We start from the raw sequence: 10,337 nt of genomic DNA on the forward strand, positions 1-10,337 counted from the left end.
GCGTCACATTCTTCTTTCGCCATTTCTTCTGGTCCCGCTTCCGGCGGCGGCCCTTTGCGTTGGCAATGGCACCGCTAACAGCCTTTACTTCACGGTTGAGGGCGCCGAGACAGGCACCCGGGTCGGCGCAGCGCTGGAGGCAGGAGAAATCCTTTGCCTTCCGGAAAGTCGGAAAGGTGTCGTGGCAGCATTCGAATCCTCATCCAGCATCGAAGGATGCTCTCGGCTTGCCGCAGGGTCGGATCTTCTGTTGGCCTATGGACGTTTCGACCGCTGCACCTGGGCTTCACATCCGGGCCGGGGAGAGACTGCCGGTGAGTGATCCCGCATCCAACGGTACCCCGCCTGGTGCCATGCGGCGCACCTTGCTGCGACTGGCCGCCATCCTCGTCCTAGTCTATCTGATGCATCAGCTTCTGTCATGGGCGAGTACCGAAGCCGAGCTTGGCGCAGGGCGGCTACAGGTCTGGATGCTTGCCCTGTTTCTTTTGGCCTACGCCCTTCTCATCGCCGTTCCCTTCGTGCCAGGTGTCGAGGTCGGCGTCACCCTGATGCTGATGGAAGGCCCCTGGATCGCGCCCTGGATCTATGGCGCGACGGTCATCGGCCTGACGCTTGCCTTTGCGGTCGGCGACGGACTGTCCTACCCGCGTCTGCACCGCATACTTGCCGATCTGGGCCTGCGGCGGGCGTGCCGAATGATCGAACGGCTTCAGCCGCTTGGCAAGGCCGAACGCCTATCGCTCCTGGAGCGGCGCGCCCTGGGCTGGGCAAAGCCGCTGGTCTCGCGCTTTCGCTATGTCCTTATGGCCATTCTGATCAACCTGCCCGGAAGCACGCTGATCGGCGGCGGCAGAGGGTTGATGTTTTTGGCCGGGTTCAGCCGCCTGTTCCACACGCTGCCGATGATCGGGACGATCATGCTGGCCGTGGCCCCGGTGCCCCTTCTGTTTTGGGCCTTCGGCCTGGACCTGAGCGCCTTGTGGTGAATGGCTGTTCAGCGAGTCTTTTCCTCCCGCTCACGAAAATGCCTAGTCGGGGCTCTCTCTTGTAGGAGTGTCCCACTAGGTCACTTCCCCAAAGGTACGCCTGCATATACTGCGCGGGCCCTTGCTGCGGGACACGCGTTAAACCCCGATCAACTCTTGCGAAGCGGAGCCCACATTGTAACCAACTCTTCGGCCATGGTCGGATGAACAGCAACAGTGCGGTCAAAGTCTTCTTTGGTTGCCCCCATTTTCACGGCAATCGCGACCATCTGGATCATTTCACCCGCTTCGGGTGCAACAATATGGCAGCCCAAAACCTTTCGCGTGGCTTGACTGACGATGAGTTTCATCAGCACTCGTGCATCTTTCCCAGCAAAGGCGGTGCGCATCGGGCGGAAACTGCTGCAATAGACCTCGATCGGTTCTTGCTCGCGCGCCGCCTCTTCAGTCAAGCCGATGGTGCCAAGCTCAGGCTGGGTAAAGACCGCGCTGGGGATCAAGTCGTGATCCACCGGCGTCGGGTCAGAATCGAATACGGTGCGGACAAAGGCCGTCGCTTCGCGGATCGCGACCGGAGTCAAGCTTACACGGTTCGTTACATGGCCGATGGCATACACCCGACGCGATCCCAGTCTGGCTGAAGGGGTCGACTTGGATTTCGCCACGTCGCCCGATTATGACGCCCAGTTCCTCCAACCCCAGACCATAGCTGTTCGGACGGCGGCCGGTGGCAAAAAGCACGGTGTCAAACGTCTGTTCAATCCCGTTGGTCGCCTTGACCCAGACGGGACAGCCCGGCTTTCCGCTTTTCGGCAACATGTCGGCGGCCGAGGCCACGCTAGCACCAAGAATGCTAGTATCCTTCGGCATGGCTGCTGCCTCGGCCATTTCTACGATGTTCGTGCCGAGGTGAAGGTCGATCCCCTGAGCCTTCATTGCTTCGGCGATAAGGCCGCGTGCCTCGCCGTCAAAGCCGCGTAGAATTTGCGCCCCGCGATAGAATTGGGTGACTTTGACTCCAAGCCCCGCAAGGATGCATGCCATTTCGCATGCAATAAACCCGCCTCCGACGATCAGGATCGATCTCGGTAAAGTCTCCATCAAGAAGATGTCGTCCGAAGCGATCCCGAGGTTCGAATTCGGCAAGTCTGGCCGTTCCGGCCTGCCGCCCGTTGCCACAAGGATATGCTTGGCTGTTACCGATTCACCGGTTGAAAGTGCTACCGTATGGGCATCGGTCAACTGTGCCCGGGCATCGTAAATTTTGACGTTAGACCCATCGAGCAACCGCCGATACACGCCTTCCAGTCGGTCGAGTTCACTGTGCAGCTTGCTGCGGAATGTCGGCCAATCGAGATCGCCGTCCGGAATGTCCCAGCCATAGGCCCGCGCCTCCGACGGCATTTCGCGGTAAGATGAGGCAAAGACCATCAGCTTTTTCGGTACACAACCACGGATGACGCAGGTTCCACCTAAGCGGCTGCTTTCGGCCAAAGCCACTCGAGCGCCACCTGCCGCGGCCATCCGCGCGGCCCGAACCCCGCCAGACCCACCACCGATAACGAACAAATCAACGTCGAATGGCATCAGTACTTCTCCACACGAATGGTGCGCACGGATTCGACGTGCTTAGCGGCGACTTTTTCTGTGGGAATAGGCCACAGCGGGTCTCGAGTTCTTGGCATTTCCTGTTGAAAACCGGAAATCATCGCCTTTTGTCCCTCTGCCCCAAATTGAGTAGGCTGCCCAACCGATGCGATAAACCGCGTCGGCCAGATGTCGGTGCAGTCGCCATTTCTGCCATCGCGAACTGCTTAAAGTGCAAGGAAAGGTCGTCGAACCCGCCGATATGCCGCCCGTCCAGAAAGACTTGAGGCACGGTCCGAAAGCCGGGAACACGCGACTTGATCTCGTCCCAATGTTCGCGGCGGGTGATGTCGCGTTCGGTGTAGGGGATGTTCTTCTTCACAAGCAAATGCTTGGCCGCGACGCAATAGGGGCATCCGGGCTTGGTGAAGACTTCGGCAGGCATGGCACGATCCTTTCAGGTAGGAAGACGGACGATGTCGGCCACTGCAAAGGGCGGAACGACACGCGGAATGGAAAGGCGCTCGTAAAGCGCCGGCGGCACGGAAATGTCGGCGAGGTAGAGGTCGCCGACGGCATGACGATTGGCCTGCGCCTGAAGGCCGCGCTTGGGCAGGGCAAGGGTGAGTGTCGCCGTCGCGCGGACGGCTCCGTGAAGAAGAGTTCCGATCTGTGCGTCGAACCCCGATGGCAGATCGAGCGACAGGATCTCAGCCTGCGATTCGTTGGCCCAGCCGATCAGGTCGCGCACTTTTCCGCGCGGCTCGCCCCGAAGAGAATAGCCGATCAGACCGTCCAGGATCAGACCGGGCGCCGTCCGAGGCGGCGGCCCGGGGTGAAGTCCTATCTGCCGCAGGACAGCAAGCTGGCCACCCGGCACCGGCGCCATGGCGTCCGGCTCCTGGGCAAGCACGATCGAGACCTGCACGCCCCATCCTGCAAGTCGCCGCGCGGCGGCCAGCGCTCCGCCGCCGTTTCCGCCGCCTCCGGCCAGGACCGTCACCGCCTGTCCCGCAGCATTGCCACGCAGGAACCGCCTGCGCGCCAACTCTGCCAACGACCATCCGGCGTTCTCCATCATCTGCGGCAGGGTGATGCCATAATTTTCCACCATCAGAAGGTCGACCTCGGCCATCCCGGCGGCGTCAATTTCCGGCCAGCCACCGACGATAGGAAATCCGAAGGGGTCAATCTGCATCGCCTACCCCTGATGCTGCGGCCCGATGCCCTGGAACATCGCGCGCAGATCGACCGTGCTGCGTTCGCCGATGTCGGCATGATGCCGGTCGATCCAGTCTCGCGCCGTCTCGCGGCCAAGATCGCGCAGGTGGGTCAGAAACTCCCATTCGGCATTGAGCTTGGACGAGGCCCCAAGCGGTCGCAGCGCATTCTGGTTCTCGATCACATGGACATGCGCCCGGCGATAGTGGTGCGGGTCCAGCTTGCCTTCGTCGATCAGCCGGGCGACGAAGTCGATCGACCGCAGCTCCTTCAAAAGGCTGCTGTTGAAGGTGATCTCGTTCAGCCGGTTCTGGATGTCATGGGCGCTCATCGGAACGCCTTTCCGCTCGACCGGGTTGATCTGCACGATGATCGTGTCGGCGGTGTCGCTTTCGGTGTGGAACGGGAACAGCGCAGGATTGCCCATGTAGCCGCCATCCCAATAGGGCACCCCGTCGATCACCACCGCCTTGTAAAGATGTGGCAGGCAGGCTGAGGCCATGACCATGTCCGCCGTTAGCGAGCGGCGGTCGAACACCTGAACGCGCCCGGTCTCGACATTGGTGGCCGAGATGAACAGGCGGATGCCGGTGCAGTGCCGGACGCAGTCGAAGTCGATGCATTCCTCTACCAGGTCGCGCAATGGGTTCAGGTCCAACGGGTTGAGCTGGTAGGGCGAGAACATGCGCGTCATCATGTCCATCCACTGATAGCCCGGTGAGCGTTCCAGGCTCCAATACCCCATCATCACGTCGATCGGCGCGCGGCGGATCGGCGAATGGCGGGCAGCATCGCTGATCGACCGCCAGAAGTGCTCCAGCTTTTCCCGCGCCCTGTCCGGTCCGCCCGCAGTGAAGCCGTCGGCCAGCGCCACGGCATTCATCGCCCCGGCGGAGGTGCCGGAAATGGCGGCGATGTCCAGACGGCCGTCTTCGAGGATCCGGTCCAGCACACCCCAGGTGAATGCGCCATGCGCCCCGCCCCCTTGAAGGGCTAGGTTCACGCGCTTGGTCTGGGCGCGTACTGTCGGGTTTTTCTTTTCCTGTGCCATCAGTCTGCCGTCCAGCCGCCATCGACAGGCAGTGCCGTGCCGGTGATGGAGGCTGCCCCGTCGGTGGTCAGGAAGACGGCAAGAGCCGCCATCTCCTCGATCGTGGCGAATTCTTGGTGGGCTGTGCAGCCAGCAGGACATCGCGGATGACCTGATCTTCGGTCATGCCGCGGGCTTTGGCCGTGTCGGGGATCTGCTTTTCCACCAGGGGTGTCCAGACATAGCCCGGACAGATCGCATTGACGGTGATGCCATGCTCGGCCACCTCTAGCGCCACCGTCTTGGTCAAGCCGACGATCCCGTGCTTGGCCGCTACATAGGCTGACTTGAACGGCGAGGCGACAAGGCCATGCGCCGAGGCGATGTTGATGATCCGGCCCCAACCGGCTTTTTTCATCCCAGGGACCACAGCCTTGATCGCGTAGAAGGCAGCCGACAGGTTCAGGTTGACGATTGCCTGCCATTTCTCGTCCGGGAATTCTTCGACCGGAGAGACGAACTGGATGCCCGCATTGTCGACCAGCACATCGACGCTGCCGAACCGTTCATCCGCCGCCGCGATCAGATCGCGCACGCCGGACGCTTCCATCAGGTTCGCCCGGTCATACCACGCCTTCACGCTGAAATCGGCCTCGATTGCGCTCCGGATCGGATCGACCTGATCCTCGGGCTCGATCCCGTTCAGGACAAGGTTCATGCACGTCGCCGCAAGGCCGCGGGCGATGCCAAGGCCGATGCCGCTGGAAGACCCCGTGACGACTGCTGTTTTTCGCGCGCTAATTCACTTGCTCCTGTCGGTGAAAGGTAGTCATGGATGACGCGGCCATAGGGCAGCGTCAGATCGGCCTTGAAGTGCCGGCCCTCGATCACCCGTAGCACCGGAAGATCCGCGACCGGGGCGTTGATATGCGGGATCAGGTGCAGCCGTGTCGCGCCGGAAAAGTGGAAGTGCATGTGAATGTCGGTCAGGTTGTAGGCGACCAGTTCGGCAATCCGCGTGCCGCCGGTGACGCAGGGAATGATCTTGAGATTGACCGAGGTCTTGCGCAGATGGGCGCCCCGCTTCGTCGGGTCCGGGGCCATGCGGTCCTGGTACTTGTAGGTTATGGTGCCCATCGCCACGCGTTCGCCCGCATAGTCCAGCGTTCCGGTCAGCGTGTCGGCGCGCACCTCAAGCCGCGGCTCGCCCCAGCGTTTGGGAAAACCCCAGATCTCGCGTCCCGCACTGATGGGGGGTTCATCATTCAGGAACATCATCGCGGTGTAGTTGACCGGCTCGCCGCGAAAGGTGCAGGGGATGACAAGGTCGGATTCGTGATAGGAGCCAAAGCCCGAACTGTCGGGCATGGCGATCCATTCGTAGTGGACTTGGCCCGAACCGTCCGGCTCCAGCGGCTCGGGCACGATCGCCCTGATCGCCTCGAGGTCGGTCTCGTAGGTGATGATCAGGTATTCCCGGTTCAGGAACCGGTAGGGGCCGCGCGGATAGCTTGGGTTCGCGGGCGGCATGGCCGACAGGGAGAGGATATCTTGCGGGGTCATGCGGGGATCCCTGCTTCATGCAGTTCGGTGCGGATGATCGCCTGGCCGTGCAGCGTCTTGTGGACCGGGCACTTGTCGGCAATCGACAGAAGGGAGGCGCGCTGGTCGTCGCTCAGCGCGCCTTCCAGCCGGATGACGCGACGAAAGACATCGACCTTCGCCTGCCCCTTGTCGCAGTCCTCGCAATCCTCGGTGTGGCAGCGGTCATGGCTGACGTCGCAGGCCACGTGGCCCAGCGGAATGCCCTTGCGGCGGGCGTAAAGCCGGATCGTCATCGTGGTGCAGGCGCCAAGCCCGGCGGCCAGCAGTTGATAGGGGCTGGGACCCAGATCCGTGCCGCCCATGTCGACCGGCTCGTCGGCGATCATCTGATGCCGGCCCGCCACGACGATGTCCTGCCGGAAGCCCGACGCTTCGGCCTCGGACACCCGGACGACGCCCTCGGGGGCATCGGCCCGCATCGGCTCGGCCGGCAGGGAAAGGTAGCGGCGCGACCACGACGCGATGACCTCGGCCGCGTATTCGGCGTCTTCCTCGCGGCTGAGCAGGTGGTCGGCATCATCCAGCGAGACAAAACTCTTGGGGTGCTTCGCCAGGCCGAACAACCGCCCGGCATTGTCGATCCCCACCACCGCGTCGCGCGGCGCGTGCATGACCAGAAGCGCAGCCCCAAGCCTGGGCAGGACCGCATCCAGCGAGGCTCCGGCGATGTCGTCGAGAAAGTCCTTGCGGATCTCGAAGCTGCGCCCGGCCAGAGTGACCTCGGCGCTGCCGTTCCGGCGGATCTCCTCTAGCTTGCCTCCGAAATTATGGGCGACATGGGCCGGATCGGCTGGGGCGCCGATCGCGACCACCGCGCGCAGCCCGACAAGATCTGGCGCGGCCTTGATCACCGCCGCACCGCCAAGCGAGTGCACGATCAAGAGCTGAACCGGCAGGCCGCGCGACTGCATGTAGCTGAAAGCCGCCTTCAGGTCGGCGACGTTCGAGCTGAAGCTCGTGTTCGCAAACTCGCCGCCGGAATGGCCAAGGCCGGAGAAGTCGAACCGCAGCACGGCGATGCCAAGCGCGGCCAGCCGCCCCGAGATGCGCCGCGCGGCGGCGATGTCCTTCGAGCAGGTAAAGCAATGCGCCAGGATCGCAGCCGCCCGGACCGGACTGGCTGGCAGATCAAGCCGCGCCGCAAGTGACGCGCCGGAATGGCCGTCAAAGGTGATCTTTTCGCTTTTCACGGCAAGGCTCCCTGGTCGGATGGAATGTGGGCAGGAATTGGCCTCCCTGCCCGGCGTCTGTCAGGCGTGAGCGGCTCGGGCCTGCGCCTGATAGGCCGCGCCCAGAACGGCGCCGAAGACGACGTGGAGGATCAGCGTCATCATCGGGGCCATGATCCCGAAGGCCATGCCGAAAAGGCCCGCCCCCGCCATCGGCATGACCATCACCATCATGCCCAACCAGGCCGCGATGCCGAAAAGGATGCCCTTGCCCACCGCGCCCGATCCCGGGCTTACCCCGTAAAGGACCGCGAACCCGCCGCCCCAGGCCAGTGTGCCGATCATGAAATGGGCCAGCCAGCCCAGGATGGCAGGCGCGCCCATCATCCCGCTCAGCATGTGGATCACGTCAAGTTCGGGCATGACACCCATCATCGACTTGGTGACCATCATCGCCGACAAGACGGCAGTCGCAGAGAACCCGGCCACGAGGCCGGCCTTGAAATCGGTCATTTCCATGGTCCGTTCGACGCGGCTCAGTGGCCGGTTTGCTTCCCGTCGTGAAGCTGGGCAAGGATCGCAGTTATGCGCCCATCCACCTCGTCCGACCGCTCATCATCGGCGACCGGAACCGCGGCCGTCAGATCGCGCGTCGTGCGCATCTGCCGGATAAATGCATCACACCCTTTGCACATCGCCAGATGCAAACGCATCTGAAGCAGGTCGAACATCCCGAGTTCCCTGTCGATCAGGGCGCTCGCGCGTTCGGCGACTTCCTTGCAGCTCAGCATCGGGTTCTTCCTCGTTCAAGCTTCACATCGGTAAGACTGACAAAGTGGCAGACCGTTACAGGACGACATCGAAAATCTGCAAACGGTCCTTACAATCTCTTGCCGGCAAGCAGGGTGTCCAGAGATTTTCGCACCGAAAGCCGGGCCCTGTGCAGAAGGACGCGCATGTTGCCCTCGGTTATGTTCAGGATCGAACAGACCTCGGCAGGCTCCAGATCCTGCTGCCCTCGCAGGATCAGGACAGAGCGTTGCGCCGTCGGTAACGCGTCAATTGCAGCCAAGACATGCACCATGATGTTGCGGCCTTCGATGATCCGGTCTGGCGTCAAGGTTTCCCAGAGGTCCGGCATGTCCTTCCAGCGCCCGCGCCCATCGAACGCGGCGGCAAGCCCGTCATCCTCGCCTTCGCCATCGAAGGAAATCATGCGCCCGTCGCGTTGGACGCGTGAGCGGGCCTTGTTGACCAGGATGGCAAAGATCCAGCCTGCCAGCGAAGAACGACCCTCGAAGCCGCCGATTCCTTTCAGAACCGCAATCCATGTATCCTGAACGATCTCTTCGGATGTGGCGCGATTGCGGATCATCCCCTCACACATCCTAAGCATAGATGCATTATGCTTGCGGTACACGCAGTCGAACGCGGCCCTATCGCCCGTCGCAAGCTGTGCCACAAGCGCAGTCTCGTCGGCCATGTTCATTCTCATCGGGACCTCACGCAAGATTTTCGCCAGTTTGCAGAACGGCTGTTCTGAAAGTCTAGCGAAGATTCTCAGGCACAAGTCTTTTTGAGGTTCGTTACAGAAGCGCGTCGGCTATGGCTCACGGGCAGTTTACAGGAGGTGAGTTGGATCACGCCACCATGCCTGCATACATTGACAATGCCGGTCGGCGCCCGAAGCCTTGGCAGGGCGACTTCCGCGCCGATCGGCACGAAATATCCACCAGCAATCGGCGTTCGCATGAAACTTGCGACATATAGTGCTACTCGGAGAATCGAAGGTCGCTCATTCGCGCCTTGATATGACTCCCTGTATCGTCGGAGTCTGAGCTGATCGCGACGCCGATCAACGCCAAGTCTGCACGACCATGTATGCGACCAAGATCCGCACGGAGATCGACGGTTTCATCGTATTGTCCAAGTCCTGCAGGTCGAAGAACGACCGTCCTACCCCGCGATCCCAGATAGGGACTTGGCAGGTCGTCACCACGGACATGTGCCCCGCCCCATACATACATAAGAACCCGGATATCGGGGTTTTCCAGCAGCTTTCGAATTCCCATGCCTTCGGTAGCTTCAGCGACATCCTTCGGCGCGAAGATGACGTAAAGGGACAAGTTCCGATCATCCCCACCCTTTAGCGACAGGTCGGTTGGTGGAACTCCCAACTCGACACTCCACGTCCAGGAGGCACTTTTTGCCTGCCATAGGGTCTTGGGTACGGCCTGCCACAGCAGCGATACTGTTCCATCTGATTCGACGGACAGTTCCCTGCCAGCCTGACGCCAGCTATTGCCGTCAAACAAGCTGAACTTCTGATGCGTCCAGCCGGTGAAGGCCACATCCTCTGCGCCCACCTTTTCGGTCTGTACCACCGTCAGCAGCAGTGCAGCCGCAATCACCGAGTTGGGCTTCAGTTTTGTCCGCATCGCATTTCTCCTAACACTCTGGGCATATAGATGCAGCAAGAGCCGTCGGTTCATCTGCACAAGGCGGTGAGCATCACTGAAGTTTGACTGTTCTGGGTCACGCTTTGGTCTGCCAGAGGTGAAGACCTCATACGAAACCAACAGTACCGATGATTTCGCACACAAGAATGCGACGCGACGCAGATATATCCGATAAGCCGACTAGGGTCAGGACTCGTTCTCGGATTATAGCCAGAACATGACTGTTGCGGCGAGAGCGACGGCGGAGAGGAAGACCTTGGGGCATCTGTCGTAGCGC

The 10,337-nt window shown here is 61.6% G+C and carries 12 protein-coding genes and 1 pseudogene; 1 reads left to right on the forward strand and 12 read right to left on the reverse strand.

The window, feature by feature from the left end:
* Positions 1-353 precede the first annotated feature (353 nt).
* A complete protein-coding gene (locus C0V75_RS21240) occupies positions 354-989 on the forward strand; it encodes a hypothetical protein (protein ID WP_101922986.1) in 636 nt (211 codons plus the stop codon).
* A 149-nt stretch (positions 990-1,138) separates the two neighbouring features.
* Here C0V75_RS21240 and C0V75_RS24220 read toward each other — a convergent pair whose 3' ends face one another.
* The 12 genes and pseudogenes from C0V75_RS24220 to C0V75_RS21295 form a co-directional block, all read right to left on the reverse strand.
* The gene (locus tag C0V75_RS24220; RefSeq protein ID WP_371410713.1) at positions 1,139-1,570 is read right to left on the reverse strand and encodes a hypothetical protein; all 432 of its coding nucleotides are present in this window, start codon (positions 1,568-1,570) and stop codon (positions 1,139-1,141) included.
* Positions 1,512-2,576 carry an FAD-dependent oxidoreductase gene (locus C0V75_RS21245; protein WP_371410714.1) on the reverse strand — a complete coding sequence of 355 codons (1,065 nt, stop codon included), beginning with the start codon at positions 2,574-2,576 and terminating at the stop codon, positions 1,512-1,514. The genes C0V75_RS24220 and C0V75_RS21245 overlap by 59 nt, the downstream gene beginning before the upstream one ends.
* A 118-nt stretch (positions 2,577-2,694) precedes the next feature.
* Positions 2,695-3,021, reverse strand: a complete 327-nt coding sequence (locus C0V75_RS21250; RefSeq protein ID WP_101922987.1) for a glutaredoxin domain-containing protein — start codon at positions 3,019-3,021, stop codon at positions 2,695-2,697.
* Positions 3,022-3,033: 12 nt separating this feature from the next.
* Positions 3,034-3,774 (reverse strand): NAD(P)H-hydrate epimerase, encoded by a 741-nt coding sequence (locus C0V75_RS21255; RefSeq protein ID WP_101922988.1) that lies wholly within the window; start codon positions 3,772-3,774, stop codon positions 3,034-3,036.
* A 3-nt stretch (positions 3,775-3,777) separates the two neighbouring features.
* Positions 3,778-4,800, reverse strand: a complete 1,023-nt coding sequence (locus C0V75_RS21260; protein ID WP_254216562.1) for a patatin-like phospholipase family protein — start codon at positions 4,798-4,800, stop codon at positions 3,778-3,780.
* A gap of 47 nt (positions 4,801-4,847) precedes the next feature.
* Positions 4,848-5,629, reverse strand: a pseudogene (locus C0V75_RS21265) (3-hydroxybutyrate dehydrogenase).
* Positions 5,542-6,390: an acetoacetate decarboxylase gene (locus C0V75_RS21270; RefSeq protein ID WP_101922990.1), complete on the reverse strand. Its 849-nt coding sequence runs from the start codon at positions 6,388-6,390 to the stop codon at positions 5,542-5,544. The pseudogene C0V75_RS21265 and the gene C0V75_RS21270 overlap by 88 nt, the downstream one beginning before the upstream one ends.
* Positions 6,387-7,622, reverse strand: coding sequence for a bifunctional alpha/beta hydrolase/OsmC family protein (locus tag C0V75_RS21275; RefSeq protein ID WP_101922991.1), 1,236 nt, complete (start codon positions 7,620-7,622; stop codon positions 6,387-6,389). The genes C0V75_RS21270 and C0V75_RS21275 overlap by 4 nt, the downstream gene beginning before the upstream one ends.
* A gap of 60 nt (positions 7,623-7,682) precedes the next feature.
* Entirely contained in the window at positions 7,683-8,114 is a 432-nt protein-coding gene (locus C0V75_RS21280; protein ID WP_216821493.1) for a DUF6789 family protein, read from the reverse strand.
* A gap of 23 nt (positions 8,115-8,137) precedes the next feature.
* On the reverse strand, positions 8,138-8,392 hold the full coding sequence (locus C0V75_RS21285) for a zf-HC2 domain-containing protein (RefSeq protein WP_101922993.1): 255 nt from the start codon (positions 8,390-8,392) through the stop codon (positions 8,138-8,140).
* An 89-nt stretch (positions 8,393-8,481) separates the two neighbouring features.
* Complete coding sequence (locus C0V75_RS21290; RefSeq protein ID WP_158241920.1) at positions 8,482-9,084, reverse strand: RNA polymerase sigma factor; 603 nt, start codon at positions 9,082-9,084, stop codon at positions 8,482-8,484.
* Between the two features lie 289 nt (positions 9,085-9,373).
* Positions 9,374-10,039, reverse strand: a complete 666-nt coding sequence (locus C0V75_RS21295; protein WP_158241921.1) for a DUF3047 domain-containing protein — start codon at positions 10,037-10,039, stop codon at positions 9,374-9,376.
* Positions 10,040-10,337 lie beyond the last annotated feature (298 nt).

Origin of the sequence: Tabrizicola sp. TH137 (assembly GCF_002855575.1) — a bacterium.
Taxonomy (GTDB): Bacteria; Pseudomonadota; Alphaproteobacteria; order Rhodobacterales; family Rhodobacteraceae; genus Paragemmobacter.